Source organism: Streptomyces sp. 1222.5, from assembly GCF_900105245.1.
Classification (GTDB): Bacteria; Actinomycetota; Actinomycetes; order Streptomycetales; family Streptomycetaceae; genus Streptomyces; species Streptomyces albidocamelliae.
Window position 1 is genome coordinate 2,805,740 of the sequence record NZ_FNSZ01000001.1, and the last position, 15,490, is coordinate 2,821,229.

14 protein-coding genes and 5 tRNA genes are annotated in these 15,490 nt (G+C 70.2%); 6 read left to right on the top strand and 13 right to left on the bottom strand.

All coding sequences use genetic code 11. From position 1 onward, the window contains the following. Positions 1-33 precede the first annotated feature (33 nt). Entirely contained in the window at positions 34-237 is a 204-nt protein-coding gene (locus BLW57_RS12465) for a hypothetical protein (protein WP_093474405.1), read from the top strand. 71 nt (positions 238-308) lie between these two features. Here BLW57_RS12465 and BLW57_RS12470 read toward each other — a convergent pair whose 3' ends face one another. The 4 genes from BLW57_RS12470 to leuC form a co-directional block, all read right to left on the bottom strand. Continuing rightward, a complete protein-coding gene (locus BLW57_RS12470; protein ID WP_073889878.1) occupies positions 309-965 on the bottom strand; it encodes an HU family DNA-binding protein in 657 nt (218 codons plus the stop codon). Between the two features lie 136 nt (positions 966-1,101). Continuing rightward, positions 1,102-1,332, bottom strand: a complete 231-nt coding sequence (locus BLW57_RS12475; protein WP_093474407.1) for an SCO5555 family protein — start codon at positions 1,330-1,332, stop codon at positions 1,102-1,104. A gap of 264 nt (positions 1,333-1,596) precedes the next feature. Further along, a complete protein-coding gene (gene leuD / locus BLW57_RS12480; protein ID WP_093474408.1) occupies positions 1,597-2,190 on the bottom strand; it encodes a 3-isopropylmalate dehydratase small subunit in 594 nt (197 codons plus the stop codon). A gap of 6 nt (positions 2,191-2,196) precedes the next feature. After that, positions 2,197-3,615, bottom strand: coding sequence for a 3-isopropylmalate dehydratase large subunit (gene leuC / locus BLW57_RS12485; RefSeq protein WP_093474410.1), 1,419 nt, complete (start codon positions 3,613-3,615; stop codon positions 2,197-2,199). A gap of 209 nt (positions 3,616-3,824) precedes the next feature. On the opposite strand from leuC, the gene ndgR reads away from it, so the two are divergent. Further along, entirely contained in the window at positions 3,825-4,541 is a 717-nt protein-coding gene (gene ndgR / locus BLW57_RS12490) for an IclR family transcriptional regulator NdgR (RefSeq protein WP_009320373.1), read from the top strand. 371 nt (positions 4,542-4,912) lie between these two features. Here the strand turns inward: ndgR and BLW57_RS12495 are convergent. From BLW57_RS12495 to BLW57_RS12535, 9 genes are all read right to left on the bottom strand, one after another. Continuing rightward, a tRNA-Glu gene (locus BLW57_RS12495) sits at positions 4,913-4,985 on the bottom strand. Positions 4,986-5,013: 28 nt separating this feature from the next. After that, positions 5,014-5,085, bottom strand: a tRNA-Gln gene (locus BLW57_RS12500). A gap of 21 nt (positions 5,086-5,106) precedes the next feature. Then, positions 5,107-5,179 (bottom strand) — tRNA-Glu (locus BLW57_RS12505). A 29-nt stretch (positions 5,180-5,208) separates the two neighbouring features. Beyond that, positions 5,209-5,281: transfer RNA gene (locus BLW57_RS12510), tRNA-Glu, on the bottom strand. Positions 5,282-5,302: 21 nt separating this feature from the next. Beyond that, positions 5,303-5,374: transfer RNA gene (locus tag BLW57_RS12515), tRNA-Gln, on the bottom strand. A 90-nt stretch (positions 5,375-5,464) separates the two neighbouring features. After that, complete coding sequence (locus BLW57_RS12520) at positions 5,465-6,196, bottom strand: HAD family hydrolase (RefSeq protein WP_093474411.1); 732 nt, start codon at positions 6,194-6,196, stop codon at positions 5,465-5,467. A gap of 156 nt (positions 6,197-6,352) precedes the next feature. Then, entirely contained in the window at positions 6,353-7,837 is a 1,485-nt protein-coding gene (gltX, locus tag BLW57_RS12525; RefSeq protein WP_093474413.1) for a glutamate--tRNA ligase, read from the bottom strand. Then, positions 7,830-8,615: a fumarylacetoacetate hydrolase family protein gene (locus tag BLW57_RS12530; protein WP_093474414.1), complete on the bottom strand. Its 786-nt coding sequence runs from the start codon at positions 8,613-8,615 to the stop codon at positions 7,830-7,832. Before BLW57_RS12530 ends, gltX begins: the two co-directional genes overlap by 8 nt. A gap of 686 nt (positions 8,616-9,301) precedes the next feature. Continuing rightward, on the bottom strand, positions 9,302-9,496 hold the full coding sequence (locus BLW57_RS12535) for a hypothetical protein (protein ID WP_073889868.1): 195 nt from the start codon (positions 9,494-9,496) through the stop codon (positions 9,302-9,304). A gap of 568 nt (positions 9,497-10,064) precedes the next feature. Between BLW57_RS12535 and BLW57_RS12540 the strand changes: the two genes are divergently transcribed. From BLW57_RS12540 to BLW57_RS12555, 4 genes are all read left to right on the top strand, one after another. Beyond that, a complete protein-coding gene (locus tag BLW57_RS12540; protein ID WP_093474416.1) occupies positions 10,065-13,802 on the top strand; it encodes a sensor histidine kinase in 3,738 nt (1,245 codons plus the stop codon). 9 nt (positions 13,803-13,811) lie between these two features. Continuing rightward, positions 13,812-14,225 (top strand): roadblock/LC7 domain-containing protein, encoded by a 414-nt coding sequence (locus BLW57_RS12545; RefSeq protein WP_055624380.1) that lies wholly within the window; start codon positions 13,812-13,814, stop codon positions 14,223-14,225. Positions 14,226-14,337: 112 nt separating this feature from the next. Next, complete coding sequence (locus tag BLW57_RS12550; protein WP_073889866.1) at positions 14,338-14,736, top strand: DUF742 domain-containing protein; 399 nt, start codon at positions 14,338-14,340, stop codon at positions 14,734-14,736. Continuing rightward, on the top strand, positions 14,717-15,292 hold the full coding sequence (locus BLW57_RS12555; protein ID WP_093474419.1) for a GTP-binding protein: 576 nt from the start codon (positions 14,717-14,719) through the stop codon (positions 15,290-15,292). Before BLW57_RS12550 ends, BLW57_RS12555 begins: the two co-directional genes overlap by 20 nt. The last annotated feature ends 198 nt before the right edge of the window (positions 15,293-15,490 follow it).

Here is a 15,490-nt window from a genome sequence, read left to right on the forward strand (position 1 = left end):
GCGGCGAACCGCCGGAGGCACTACGCTGCTGCCATGCAGGCCACCGCGTACACGTACGACGTCGAGACCCGCAGCGGACAGGTGCTGCTCGACGACGGGACCCCCGTACCCTTCGACGCCCCGGCGTTCGACGCGGGCGGTCTGCGGCTGTTGCGGCCCGGCCAGCGCGTGCGGATCGAGACCGAGGGCGCCGGGGACGCCCTGCGGATCACCCTCGTGACCCTGCAGACCCTGTAACTGCCCTTGCACACGCCGCGGGCCGGGCTCCCGAGGGGAGCCCGGCCCGGCGCGTGAATGCCCAGTCGGCCTTACGACGTCGCCTTGCGGGCGGAGGCCTTCTTCGCAGTGGTCTTGCGGGCCGTCGACTTCTTGGCCGGGGCCTTCTTCGCGGTGACCTTCTTCGCCGGAGCCTTCTTCGCCGCGGTCTTCTTGGCGGTGGTCTTCGACGCGGTGGTCTTGGCGGTCGCCGTGGTCTTCTTGGCGGGCGCCTTCTTCGCCGTGGTCTTCTTCGCGGTGGCCGTCGTCTTCTTGGCCGTCGTCTTCTTCGCCGTCGCCTTCTTCGCCGCGGCGGCCGTGGTCTTCTTGGCGGCGGCCTTCTTGCCGGCGGCCTTGGCGATGGTGGGAGGCGGGCCGGACAGGCTGCCCTTGGGCGCCTTCTTCACCGAGACCTCGCCACCGCGCGGCAGCTTCTTCGAGCCGCTGACCAGGTCCTTGAAGCCCTGACCGGCGCGGAAGCGCGGCACGGACGTCTTCTTGACCCGAACACGCTCGCCGGTCTGGGGGTTACGGGCGTAGCGGGCGGGACGGTCCACCTTCTCGAAGGACCCGAAGCCGGTGACCGAGACCCGCTCGCCCGCGACGACCGCGCGGACGATGGCGTCCAGGACATGATCGACAGCCTCGGCGGCCTGCTGGCGGCCACCCACCTTGTCGGCAATCGCTTCTACGAGCTGCGCCTTGTTCACGTCTTCCCCTTCGGAGACATCGCCAGAACGAAAGTGTTCAAGCTTTTTCGCACGTTAGGCAGATATATACCGCAAATCAAACACGAAACGGGCTTATCACCCTTGTGCCGCAACGGATTCGGTTGTCTCGAACCGCTCAGCAGTCCTCGTCGGGGATCCGTCCCGCGTCGAGGTCCGCGGTGAACCGCTCGAGTCGCCTTGCCGCACCGGCGAGATCGTGCTTGGCCGCGGCCGTAATGACCAGCAGCTTCCGGGTCAGCGCCATCCGTACGCCCTCCGGGACTTGCAGTGCGCGCACTCTTGCGTGCGCTTCCTTGAGTTGGTTCGCGACCGCCGTGTAGAGCTGGAGTTGGCCGTCGTGTTCCATGCACAGATTGTGCCATCTGGGGCGAGTTGTCGCCTGCGCAGGGGGCAACTGCCGCCTCAAATGGCCTTCCAGGCACTTGCGGAGGACGCGAACACAGCACTCACCTACCCGGGCAACAGCCTTCGTAACGTGGGAAGTTGGGCTGACCGGCGCGGACGCGCAGGGCCGTTCGGGTGCAGACATGGCTGTACCCCCAATCGTGGCGATCGGGGGTACAGACGGGGTGTTGCGGTGGCCGAAACCGGCCCGTCGGGGCCGTGTGGATCAGGCCTGCAGCGTCCGCGGCTTGTAGGCGGGCCGCTCGCTCTCGAAGGAGGCGATGTCGCCCTCGTTCCGGAGCGTGATGGAGATGTCGTCCAGGCCGTTCAGCAGCCGCCAGCGGGAGTTCTCGTCCAGCTCGAAGGAGGCGGTGATGCCCTCGGCGCGCACCTCACGCGCCTCCAGGTCCACCGTGACCTCGGCGGTGGGGTCCTGCTCGGTCAGCTCCCACAGCGCGTCCACGACCTTCTGGTCCAGGACCACCGTGAGCAGGCCGTTCTTCAGCGAGTTGCCGCGGAAGATGTCGGCGAAGCGGGAGGAGATCACGGCCTTGAAGCCGTAGTTCTGCAGCGCCCAGACGGCGTGCTCGCGGGAGGAGCCGGTGCCGAAGTCGGGGCCGGCGACCAGGACCGTGCCGCCCTGCCGCTCGGGGCGGTTGAGGACGAACTCCGGGTCCTTGCGCCAGGCCTCGAACAGCCCGTCCTCGAAGCCGTCCCGGGTCACCTTCTTGAGCCAGTGAGCAGGGATGATCTGGTCGGTGTCGACGTTGCTGCGGCGCAGCGGGACGGCCCGGCCGGTGTGGGTGGTGAAGGCTTCCATGGCTGATCAGACTCCAGCGGGGACGTCGGACAGGTCGGCGGGCGAGGCGAGGTGGCCCAGGACGGCGGTGGCCGCCGCGACCTGCGGCGACACCAGGTGGGTGCGGCCGCCCTTGCCCTGCCGGCCCTCGAAGTTGCGGTTGGAGGTGGAGGCGGAGCGCTCGCCCGGGGCCAGCTGGTCGGGGTTCATGCCGAGGCACATCGAGCAACCCGCGTGCCGCCATTCGGCGCCGGCCTCCTTGAAGACCACGTCCAGGCCCTCGGAGACGGCCTGGAGACCGACCCGCGCGGAGCCCGGGACGACCAGCATCCGTACGCCGTCGGCGACTTTGCGGCCCCGCAGCAGATCCGCGGCCGCCCGCAGGTCCTCGATGCGGCCGTTGGTGCACGAGCCTACGAAGACGGTGTCCACGTCGATGGAGCGCAGCGGCTGCCCGGCCTCCAACCCCATGTACTCCAGGGCCTTTTCGGCGGCCAGGCGCTCCGAAGCGTCTTCGTACGAAGCGGGATCGGGGACGGAGGCCGAAAGCGGCGCGCCCTGGCCGGGGTTGGTACCCCAGGTGACGAACGGCGACAGCTCGTCGGCGGCGATGACGACCTCGGCGTCGAAGACCGCGTCCTCGTCCGTGCGCAGGGTCTTCCAGTACTCGACGGCCGCGTCCCAGTCGGCGCCCTCGGGGGCGTGCGGGCGCCCCTTCAGGTAGGCGAAGGTCGTCTCGTCCGGGGCGATCATGCCCGCGCGGGCGCCGGCCTCGATCGACATGTTGCAGATGGTCATCCGGGCCTCCATCGAGAGCTTCTCGATGGCGGAACCGCGGTACTCCAGGATGTAGCCCTGGCCGCCACCCGTACCGATCCTGGCGATGATCGCCAGGATCAGGTCCTTGGCGGTGACGCCGTCGGGCAGATCGCCCTCGACGGTGATGGCCATGGTCCTGGGGCGGGCCAGCGGCAGCGTCTGGGTGGCCAGCACGTGCTCGACCTGGGAGGTGCCGATGCCGAACGCCAGCGCGCCGAAGGCGCCGTGCGTGGAGGTGTGCGAGTCGCCGCAGACGACGGTGGTGCCGGGCTGGGTCAGGCCCAGCTGGGGGCCGACGACGTGCACGACGCCCTGCTCGACGTCGCCCAGCGGGTGCAGGCGCACCCCGAACTCGGCGCAGTTCTTGCGCAGCGTCTCCAGCTGGGCGCGGGAGACCGGGTCGGCGATGGGCTTGTCGATGTCGAGGGTCGGGGTGTTGTGGTCCTCGGTCGCGATGGTGAGGTCGAGGCGACGCACCTGGCGGCCGTTCTTGCGCAGTCCGTCGAAGGCCTGCGGGCTGGTCACCTCGTGCAGCAGGTGCAGATCGATGTAGAGGAGGTCGGGCTCGCCCTCGGCGCGCCGGACGACATGGTCGTCCCAGACCTTCTCCGCGAGTGTCCTACCCATCGCTTTCCCTCCGGCCGGCGAACGTCCACCGGCCCAACTAGAGATCTTGAGGATGCGACGGCTGCCCCTCCGGGGCCCCTGAAAGTCGTGATTCCGGGCGTCCGCCGCACGGCCCTTGTGGTTCTCGGGCCGGGTGTGTGATTCCAGGGTGGCGCGTTCCACGGAAAATTGAACTTGCGTTTCACAGAGTGAGACGCGAGTATCGTTGCATGGACAACAGTAGCGGCGTCGGCGTTCTGGACAAGGCGGCCCTCGTCCTGAGCGCTCTGGAGTCCGGTCCGGCGACCCTCGCGGGTCTGGTCGGAGCCACCGGACTGGCACGACCCACGGCCCACCGCCTGGCCGTGGCCCTGGAACACCACCGCATGGTGGCACGCGACATGCAGGGGCGGTTCATCCTCGGACCGCGCCTCGCCGAGCTCGCGGCGGCGGCCGGTGAGGACCGCCTGCTGGCGACGGCCGGCCCCGTGCTCACGCATCTCCGCGATGTCACCGGCGAGAGCGCGCAGCTCTACCGTCGCCAGGGTGACATGCGTATCTGCGTGGCCGCGGCGGAACGGCTGTCCGGTCTGCGGGACACGGTCCCGGTCGGCTCGACGCTGACCATGAAGGCCGGCTCCTCGGCGCAGATCCTCATGGCCTGGGAGGAGCCGGAGCGGCTGCACCGCGGCCTCCAGGGCGCCCGCTTCACGGCGACGGCGCTGTCGGGTGTACGCCGGCGCGGCTGGGCCCAGTCCATCGGCGAGCGCGAGCCGGGGGTCGCCTCGGTCTCGGCGCCCGTGCGCGGCCCGTCGAACCGCGTGGTGGCGGCCGTGTCCGTCTCCGGCCCCATCGAGCGCCTGACCCGCCACCCGGGCCGTATGCACGCCCAGGCGGTCATCGACGCCGCGGCCCGTCTCTCCGAGGCCCTGCGCCGCTCGGGCTGAGAGCCGGCCGACGGGAACAGAGAGGGAGGGCCTGCCTCAACGCCGCGGCAGGCCCTTCTCGCTCCCCCCACCCCGCGCCCGAGCCCGTTCGGCCCGCCTCTTCCGCTCACCGGGTCCTGCTGCGAGCGTCGCGCAGGCGTGCGACGTCCCCTCGCCCCCAGTACTGCACGAGGTAGTACATCAGCGGCGCGGCGGTCGGCAGAACCCGGCCTCGCAGCACCCGCGCGGGCCTGCGCAGCGGCTGGTGCGACGCTTCCCACGGGGCGGAACTGCTCGCGCCGTACGCCGAGTTGATCGCGACGGTACGGCCTCGCACAGCCGCCGCCGAGCACGACGAAGGCCCTCCGCCGAAGCGAAGGGCCTTCTTCCTGTACCCCCGACCGGATTCGAACCGGCGCTACCGCCTTGAGAGGGCGGCGTGCTAGGCCGCTACACAACGGGGGCCTGGACTCTGCGTTTCCGCAGGTCCGAGCTGGTCTACCTGGACTCGAACCAAGACTAACTGAACCAGAATCAGTCGTGCTGCCAATTACACCATAGACCAATGATGGTTTAGACCAGTCAGTACCCCCGACCGGATTCGAACCGGCGCTACCGCCTTGAGAGGGCGGCGTGCTAGGCCGCTACACAACGGGGGCCCTAGCGATCCCGACAAGATCAGGATCAGTACCCCCGACCGGATTCGAACCGGCGCTACTGCCTTGAGAGGGCAGCGTGCTAGGCCGCTACACAACGGGGGCTTTGCAGATGAGCTCTGCGAGCTGGCCTACCTGGACTCGAACCAAGACTAACTGAACCAGAATCAGTCGTGCTGCCAATTACACCATAGGCCACTGGAACTCAAGCCCCTGCGGGGGTCTCGTTCTAGTTTGCTCCTCGGGGCTCCGGCCTTTCGGCCCGCTCCCCTCGGCGCAGGAAGAACATTACCCGAAGGTGGACGGGGCTCCAAAACGAGTATCCGAGCGGACCAGCGCGGGGAGTTCGGAGAGGGTCGAGATCCGGTGCGCCACGACCTCCCCGGCGGCCTGCGCGTACGCCGCCCCCCGGTCGATCCACACGGAGAGCAACCCGGCCTGGGCCGCCCCGCGTCCGTCGATCTCCGGGTGGTCACCGACGTACGCCACCTCGTGCGGCGGCAGGTCCAGCGCCTCGCACGCCGCCAGGAAGGCGCCGGCCTCCGGCTTGGAGACGCCCAGCTCCGCGGCGCACAGCACGGTTTCGAAGCGGTCCAGGACACCGAGGGTGCGCAGCTTGTGCTCCTGGACGGTGAGGCTCGAGTTGGACAGCACCGCCTGGCGGTGGCTGCGGGCGAGGGCCTCCAGAACGGGCAGGACGTCCGGGAAGAGACTCCAGGCGGACTCGTAGTGCCCGAGGTAGCGCTGGAACCAGGCATCGGCCTCGGCGTCGGTCAGAGTCGTGTCGAGGAACGCACGGACCCGGTCCCTGCGCTGCCCCTCGAAGGTGTTCTCCCCGGCCGCGTAGAGGGCCCACTGCTGGGCGGTGACCCGCCGCCACCGGGCCACGGCCTCCTCCGCACCGCCGTACCGGGCGAGGAGCCCTTCGGCCGCGAGGTGCGCCCGCATGCCGCGCCGGTCCGCGGCCGTGTAGTCGAACAGGGTGTCGTCCACGTCCCAGACCACGGCTCTGATGCTCATGACCCGACGGTAGCCCTGGCGCCCGGGGGCCGTCCGGGGAACCGGGACGACGGTGCCCGTCGCGGTGCGTGAGGGTCGTCACACGGACCGTGGCCGCACAGGGGTGACAAAGGGGCGGCACCCGGTCGCCCGGATGCCGCCCCGGCCGTGCTCGGATCAGGCGGCGAGCTTCGCCAGCGCCGCGTCGATCCTGGCCAGCGTCGTCTCCTTGCCCAGGACCTCGAGGGACTCGAAGAGGGGCAGGCCGACCGTGCGGCCGGTCACGGCGACCCGGACCGGGGCCTGGGCCTTGCCGAGCTTGAGACCGTGGGCCTCGCCGGCGGCCAGGACGGCCTCCTTGAGCGACTCGGCGGAGGTCCAGTCGGCGGCGTCGAGCTTCTCGCGGGCCGTGCGCAGGAGGGCGTCGCTGCCCTCCTTCATGGCCTTGGTCCAGGAGGCCTCGTCGAAGACCGGCTCCGCCAGGAACAGGAAGTCGACGTTCTCCGTGATCTCGGAGAGGACCTTCAGACGGGTCTGGGCGTGCGGGGCGATCGCCTGCCACTTGGCCTCGTCGAAGTCCTCCGGCGCCCAGGGGGCGAAGGGGGCCTTCAGCCACGTCCGGCAGCGCTCGGTGAACTCCTTCACCTCCAGCATGCGGATGTGGTCGGCGTTGATCGCCTCGCACTTCTTCAGGTCGAAGCGCGCCGGGTTGGGGTTCACGTCGGCGATGTCGAAGGCGGCGACCATCTCGTCGATCGAGAAGACGTCCTGGTCGGCGGAGAGCGACCAGCCGAGCAGTGAGAGGTAGTTGAGCAGGCCCTCGGGCAGGAAGCCCTTCTCGCGGTAGAGGTTGAGGGAGGCCTGCGGGTCGCGCTTGGACAGCTTCTTGTTGCCCTCGCCCATCACGTACGGCAGGTGGCCGAAGGCCGGGGTCTGCTTGGCGATGCCCAGCTCGGTGAGCGCCTTGTAGAGGGCGACCTGGCGCGGGGTGGAGGAGAGCAGGTCCTCGCCGCGCAGGACGTGGGTGATGTCCATCAGGGCGTCGTCGACCGGGTTGACCAGCGTGTACAGCGGGGCGCCGTTGGCTCGGACGATGCCGTAGTCCGGCACGTTCTCCGGCGTGAAGGTCAGCTCGCCGCGGACCAGGTCGTCGAACGTGATCGCCTCGTCCGGCATGCGGAAGCGGACGATCGGGGCGCGGCCCTGGGCCTTGTACTCCTCGACCTGCTCGGCGGTCAGGTCGCGGCAGTGACCGTCGTAGCCGGAGGGCTTGCCGGCGGCGCGGGCGGCCTCGCGGCGGCTGTCCAGCTCCTCCTGGGAGCAGTAGCAGTGGTACGCGTACCCGCCGTCGAGCAGCTTCCGGGCGACGTCGGCGTAGATGTCCATGCGCTGCGACTGGCGGTACGGCGCGTGCGGGCCGCCGACCTCGGGGCCCTCGTCCCAGTCGAAACCGAGCCAGCGCATCGCGTCGAGCAGCTGGTTGTACGACTCCTCGGAGTCGCGGGCCGCGTCGGTGTCCTCGATGCGGAAGACCAGGGTGCCCTGGTGGTGCCGGGCGAACGCCCAGTTGAACAGGGCGGTGCGCACCAGGCCCACGTGGGGGTTACCGGTGGGCGAGGGGCAGAAACGGACGCGTACGGGTGAGCCGGGTGCGCTAGCCACGCTTGACAACCTTGTTGGTGAGAGTGCCGATGCCTTCGATGGTGACGGCGACCTCGTCGCCGACGTTGAGGGGGCCGACCCCCGCGGGGGTGCCGGTGAGGATGACGTCGCCCGGGAGCAGGGTCATGGCCTCGGAGATGTTGACGACCAGGTCCTCGATGGGGTGGGTCATCTGGCTCGTGCGGCCCAGCTGGCGTTGTTCGCCGTTGACCGTGAGCTGGACGGTGAGGTCGTTCGCGCGGTCGAGGTCCAGGTCCGTCTCCACCCAGGGGCCGAGCGGGCACGAGGTGTCGAAGCCCTTCGCCCGGGCCCACTGCTTCTCGCGCTTCTGCACGTCGCGGGCGGTGACGTCGTTGGCGCAGGTGTAGCCGAGGATCACGTCCTTGACCCGCTCGCGCGGGACCTCGCGGCACATGCGGCCGATGACGACGGCCAGCTCGGCCTCGTGGTGCAGTTCCTCGGAGAACGGCGGGTACTGGATGTCGTCGCCGGGGCCGATCACCGAGGTGGAGGGCTTGAAGAAGGCGAACGGCGCCTCGGGCACCTCGTTGCCCAGCTCGCGCGCGTGCTCGGCGTAGTTCCGGCCGAACGCCACGACCTTGTTGGGGAGGACCGGCGGAAGCAGCCTGACCTTGCTCAGCGGCACCTTCGTGCCGGACAGCTCGTAGTCCGCGAACGGGATGCCCTTGACGATGTCGAGGACGAGTTCGTCCTCCTTGCCGCCCTCGACCGCGCCGAAGGCAACGTTCCCGTCGATGGAGAACCTGGCGATGCGCACGGGATCCTTGCGCCCCTCAACTAGACCGGCGTACTGACGCCCCAGGTTAACCGGTCGGGCGACCCGGTGTTCGGTCGGTACGGCCGCCGGTCAGGTGTTTTACGGGGTCCGTGAGCAGTGCGACGGAATTCCGAATTCCAGGGCTTTGCGGATGACCTCCGGCAGGAATGCCTGTCTACACGGCCGCGATCCGGCTTTGCGATCATCCCGGGAAGAGCTCCCGCTCCCCTCTCACTCCTCCGGCTTCCCCGTCGCGGCGTACGGCGCGACGGCGCCGCTCACGCGGTCGTCACGTGCGTGCGGCGGAATCCGGCCCGGGCAGCGCATGAGGGGTTTCGGCGCCTCTTGCCGCCCGATGCGGCCGGCCCGGGATTTCCCGTGCGGCCGGTGCGAAACGCCATGGAATTCATCCGCTGCCGGAGCCGTCCGGGGCGCAACCGTAAGCCGGCCCGGACGAGCGCGCGGTCTTCGGAAAGCCCCCCGGAAGCGACGCGGAAAAGCACGGAAAGCCGGAGTCGCGGGACGGGGCGGCGCCCGGTGGGAGTGCCTCGCACCTGGGGGCGGTGCGGCGGCTCAGGGCACGGCGTACGGAAAAACCGAGCGCGGCCCGGAGGATCGTCGCGGATGCGTGATCCTCCGGGCCGCGCTCGGCGGGCCGGTGCCCGAATGGCGTAGCGTCCGGTCGGCTACTCGCCGGCCGCGACTCCCGCGCCGACCGGCACGTCCATCAGGACGGTGCGCCGGGGGTTGGCCGTCTGCGTGGGCAGGTCGACGGAGTGTTCCGGCAGCTCGGGCGTCTGCATGGCACCGGCGTCGTCGAGGTGCGCCAGGGTCGTGCGTCGCGGGTTGGCTATGTTGCGGAACATCGTCGTCGTCCTCACCGTTGTGGTCCTGTGCCCTCTGATCGAGTCGGTTGTCAGAGTCGTCCCTCTTGTAAAGCGTCAGGCTAAACATCGAATTCCCCGCCCGGACGGGCAACTGCCCATGATCGGCATGTGAGTTTGCTCACGACCTCACGGGCAAATCGGTCAATTCCGACCGACAACTCGGGCCTGCGAAACGGACATTGCGCCCCTGAAGCCATCATTCCGCTCCTGATCATGTCGACTGGGACACGTGACACCGAGCGACGACTCGCAGGTGTACGTCCGGTTCGTACCGAATCACCCTCCACGCCTCGTAGTGCGTCACTCACACGCCGTCACGGAGGTCACAGCTCGGGACACGGCTCTTGTTGGAGATCCTGCACTGTGCTGGAATTCCACGGACCGCCGCGGGATCGAGCCGGCGCACGGGGCGCGACGCAGCGCCGGGTGGCGGTGGGACAGGGGGGAACCAGCGCCGGTCACTCAAGACCACCGGAGTGCGTATTCAGGGCGCTCTCCAAACGCCGACACCGTGTCCCTCCGTTCGCGCGGAGGGGTGCCTGGTCCAGAGGTTGCGACGCTAGTGCAGGGACGTTTCAAGAGGGATGGCAGCGCTTCGGCGGAGCCGGAGCCGCGCGACGGGACTGGCCCCATGAAGGGCAGCGCCTCGCCCCAGCACGCCCAGAACCCGGGTCCGGGTCCGTCCGGCGACGGCGGTGAGCGCTCCGGGCGTCCCGGCGCGTCGACCGCGTCGGCCTCGGCCAAGCCGGCGGGTCCCGGGAACAACACGCCGAAGGCGAAGCCCGCTCAGGGCCCGACCGGCCCCGGCACGCGGGTGGCGCTGCGCAACTGGCGCATCTCGACGCGTCTGGTGTCGCTGCTCGCGCTGCCCGTGGTCGCGGCGACCTCGCTGGGCGCGCTGCGCATCAACCAGTCCATGGACGACATCCAGCAGCTCGACAACATGAAGCTGCTGACGGAGATGACCAAGCAGGCCACCGAGCTGGCCATGCAGCTCCAGGACGAGCGCGACCAGTCGGCCGGCCCCCTGGCCCACGGCGGCGCGAACGACTTCACGGTCAAGGGCCTCCAGGAGAAGACCGACCGGGCCCGCGAGAACTTCCTCAACGCTTCTGAGGAGATCGACGCGGCGAGCAAGGACGGCAACCTCCAGGGCGTCCGCGACACGCTGGTCGGTCTCGCCAACCAGCTGGACGACCTCTCCAAGATCCGCCAGCACGCCTACCAGTCGAAGGACAACGCGACCCAGACGGTCGAGTCCTACCACCGGCTCATCACCCAGCTGATCGGCCTGTCCCAGGACATGGCCGAGGCGTCCAGCAACCCCGAGATGATCTCGCGCACCCGCGCCCTGGCGGCCTTCTCGACCGCCAAGGAGTACGCCTCGATCCAGCGCGCCACGATCGCCGCGGCACTGCCCGCGACGACCGACAGCAAGGGCCACCTCTCCGAGAACGACCGCCTCTACGGCCAGTCGGCCTACGAGAGCGAGGGCTCCGAGCTCCAGATCTTCCGCAAGATCTACTCGGACGAAAACGCCGAGGAGCTCCTCAAGCCGATCGACGAGGGCAACCCGACGATCAAGACGGCCGACACCTACGCCAAGCGCTCCTTCGAGTCGCGCGACGGCCTGGAGTCGCTGCCCGCCCGTTCGTACCGCGACTGGGTGGACACCAGCTCGACCAAGATCGAGCAGATGAAGAAGATCGAGCACACGCTGCTCGAGGACATGGAGCAGAAGGCCCGCGAGCTGCGCAACGCCTCCGAGCGCGAGGCGATCATCTCCGGTGCGCTGATCCTCATCGTCCTCGGCGTGTCACTCGTCGGCGCGTTCGTCGTGGCCCGCTCCATGATCCGCTCGCTGCGCCGCCTGCAGGAGACCGCCACCAAGGTCGCCCAGGACCGTCTGCCCGAGCTGGTCAAGCAGCTCTCCGAGTCCGACCCGCAGGACGTCGACACGTCCGTGGAGTCGGTCGGTGTGCACTCCCGGGACGAGATCGGCCAGGTGGCCGCGGCCTTCGACGACGTGCACCGCGAGGCGGTCCGACTCGCCGCCGAGCAGGCCCTGCTGCGGGGCAACGTCAACGCGATGTTCACCAACCTCTCGCGCCGCTCCCAGGGCCTCATCCAGCGCCAGCTGTCGCTGATCTCCGAACTCGAGTCCCGCGAGGCCGACCCGGACCAGCTGTCCTCGCTGTTCAAGCTCGACCACCTCGCGACCCGCATGCGCCGTAACGGTGAGAACCTCCTCGTCCTCGCGGGTGAGGAGCCCGGCCGGCGCTGGACCCGCCCGGTCCCGCTGGTCGACGTGCTCCGCGCCGCCGCGTCCGAGGTGGAGCAGTACGAGCGCATCGAACTGGCCGCCGTGCCGACGACCGAGGTCGCCGGCCGCGTGGTCAACGACCTCGTGCACCTGCTCGCCGAGCTGCTGGAGAACGCCACCTCGTTCTCCTCCCCGCAGACCAAGGTCAAGGTCACCGGTCACGCGCTGCCCGACGGCCGCGTGCTGATCGAGATCCACGACACCGGTATCGGCCTCTCCCCCGAGGACCTCGCGGCGATCAACGAGCGGCTCGCCTCGCCGCCCACCGTGGACGTCTCCGTCTCCCGCCGCATGGGCCTCTTCGTGGTCGGTCGTCTGTCCCAGCGCCACGGCATCCGCATCCAGCTGCGCCCGTCCGACTCGGGTGGTACGACCGCGCTGGTCATGCTCCCCGTCGACGTCGCCCAGGGCGGCAAGAAGCCCGCGGGCGGCAAGCCCGGCGCTCCCATCGGCTCCGGTGGCCCCGCCGCCGCGCAGGCCGCCGCCGGTGTGGCCGCGGCCCGACGGCAGAACGGCGGCAACGGCGGCGGCCCGGCCGGTGGCGGTCTGCTCGGTGCCGGTTCCGGCCCGCGCGGCCAGGTCGGCGCGGGCCAGGGTCCCCGGGCCGCGCTGCCCGGCACGGGCCAGGGCGGCCGTCCCGGTGCGCCGGGCGGAGCCCGTGGTCCGCAGGGTGGCCCCGGTGGCCCGCAGCAGGGCGGCCGACCGATGCCCGCGGGTTCCGGTGCGGGCGCCTTCGGCGGCCAGGCACCCGGTGTCCCGCAGGGTCTGCAGTCCCCGAACCAGGGCGGATCGCAGCAGGACCTCTTCGGCGGCCGTGGCCAGCAGCGTCCCACCGCCTCGGACCAGGGCCGTCAGCCCCAGCTGCCGCCGCGTGGCGGCCCGCGGGCCGAACTGCCCGGCGGCGAACCGCAGTCGCGCACCCCGGACTGGGGCGGCACCCACGCCCCGCCGTCCCGCGCCTCGCTGGACGCCCCGCGCGGCCACGACGAGCAGGACTCGGCGCAGACCTCGCGCATGCCGCGCGTGGACGACCGGCAGGGCCCCGGCTCGACCTCGGAGATGCCGCGCATCGACGCGGGGCCGGCCGCCACGGGCGAGTTCCCGCGCGCCGAGCTGAACGGCATGAACGGCATGAACGGCCCGCAGAACACGGGGCAGTTCGCCCGTCCGGACAACCCGCAGAACACGGGCCGGTACGCGCGTCCCGACGCCGGTGGCCAGGACCCGTTCGCACCGCGGCCCGCCGACGGTCAGGGCTCCGGTTCGTTCGTCCGCCCCGACGTGTTCGGCACATCGGCGCCCGGGCAGCAGAACAACGGCGCTCAGAACACGGGGCAGTTCGCGGCCCCGCAGGCTTACAACGGCGGTTACGACAACGGCTCCACCGGGCAGCACGCCCTGCCGGGCCGTCAGAACCCGCAGAACACGGGTCAGTTCGAGCGTCCGCAGCCGACCGGCCGGGACGACTACGCCGCCCCGCGTCCGCCGGCCCAGCAGCGTCCGGTCCGCCACGAGCCGGAGGCCCTGCCCCCGGCCAGCGGTCCGGGTGACGGCCGTACCCCGCTGTACGACACGCTGGAGACCAACTGGTTCCACGGTCAGCAGCAGGGTGGCGCGCCGGCGCCGGCACCGCAGCAGTCGCAGGCACCCGCCCCGGCTCCGCAGCGCCCGGCTCCCAGCACCGGCTCCTGGCGCACCTCGCCGAACGACGAACTCGTCCGGCAGGCAGAGCGCGTCCGGCAGCCCGCCGCGGGCGGGATCACCACCTCCGGTCTGCCGCGCAGGGTCCCCCGGGCGAACCTGGTCCCGGGTACGGCCCAGCAGCAGCAGAACCAAACCGGTCCGCAGGTCTCGCGTGCGCCTGACGACGTGCGCGGACGGCTGACCAATCTTCGTCGGGGCATCGCTCAGGGCCGTCAGGCCGGCAGCGGCCAGACCGGCAGCTTCCCGAGCCCCACTCACCAGCAGGAGCGTTAGTTGAGTCCGATGAGCCAGGCGGCACAGAACCTGAACTGGTTGATCACCAACTTCGTGGACAACACCCCTGGGGTGTCCCACACGGTGGTGGTCTCCGCCGACGGCCTTCTGCTGGCGATGTCCGAAGGTTTCCCGCGGGACCGCGCCGACCAGCTGGCGGCCGTCGCGTCCGGGTTGACCTCCCTGACGGCCGGGGCGTCCCGGATCTTCGAGGGCGGCGACGTGGCACAGACGGTCGTCGAGATGGAACGCGGCTTCCTCTTCCTGATGTCCATCTCGGACGGGTCGTCCCTCGCGGTCCTGGCCCATCCCGAGGCGGACATCGGCCTCGTCGGCTACGAGATGGCACTGCTCGTCGACCGCGCGGGTGCGGTACTCACTCCGGATCTGCGCGCCGAACTTCAGGGAAGTCTGCTTCACTGACCTCCCGCGGCACCACCCACCTCACAAAAACACCGTCCGGCCGCCACAATCCCCCCACCGGCCCCGCTCAGACGGCTTGACTGACCGACTTGCTGTCCCGCCCGGAGGATTCATGACCCCGCCCACCGCCCATCATGATCCGTACGCGGAGTCGTACGGGGACGAGGGCGACCAGCCGCTGGTGCGGCCGTACGCGATGACGGGCGGCCGGACCCGGCCGCGCTACCAGCTCGCCATCGAGGCACTGATCAGCACCACGGCCGACCCGGCCGCGCTCATGGGCCTGCTCCCGGAGCACCAGCGCATCTGCCACCTGTGCCGGGAGGTCAAGTCGGTCGCGGAGGTCTCCGCGCTGCTGGCCATGCCGCTCGGCGTGGCCCGGATCCTGGTGGCCGACCTCGCCGAGGCCGGCCTGGTCGCCATCCACCAGCCGGGTGGCGACGAGAACAACGGCGGCGCTCCGGATGTGACGCTGCTCGAAAGGGTGCTCAGTGGACTTCGCAAGCTCTGACACGGGCCGGGCCACCACCTCGGCGAAGATCGTGGTGGCGGGCGGCTTCGGCGTGGGCAAGACCACGTTCGTCGGCGCCGTCTCGGAGATCAACCCGCTGCGCACAGAGGCCGTCATGACGTCCGCGTCCGCCGGCATCGACGATCTCACCCACACCGGGGACAAGACCACCACGACGGTGGCCATGGACTTCGGCCGTATCACCCTCGACCAGGACCTGATCCTGTACCTCTTCGGTACCCCGGGCCAGGACCGCTTCTGGTTCATGTGGGACGACCTGGTCCGCGGCGCCATCGGCGCGGTGGTGCTCGTGGACACCCGGCGCCTGGCCGACTGCTTCCCCGCGGTCGACTACTTCGAGAACTCGGGTCTGCCGTTCGTCGTCGCCCTCAACGGCTTCGACGGCCAGCAGCCCTACCAGCCGGAGGAGGTGCGCGAGGCGCTGCAGATCGGGCCGGACACCCCGATCATCTCGACCGACGCCCGTCACCGCTCCGACGCGAAGAGCGCGCTGATCACGCTGGTGGAGCACGCCCTGATGGCGCGCCTGCGCTAGCACTCAAGTACGACGCGCGCTACGGCAGTTGCCGTAAGGAAACCGGAGCCGGCTGTGGCCTTTGACACGGCCGGCTCCGGTGTTCATAACAGTTCGGCAGAGGAATCGCCCGGTATCGCCACGCGACGCGTTCGGGCGGTGCCGCTGCGCTCACAAACGCCCCGTCTTTTGGCGGGGCTCGTTCTTTATGACCGTTTT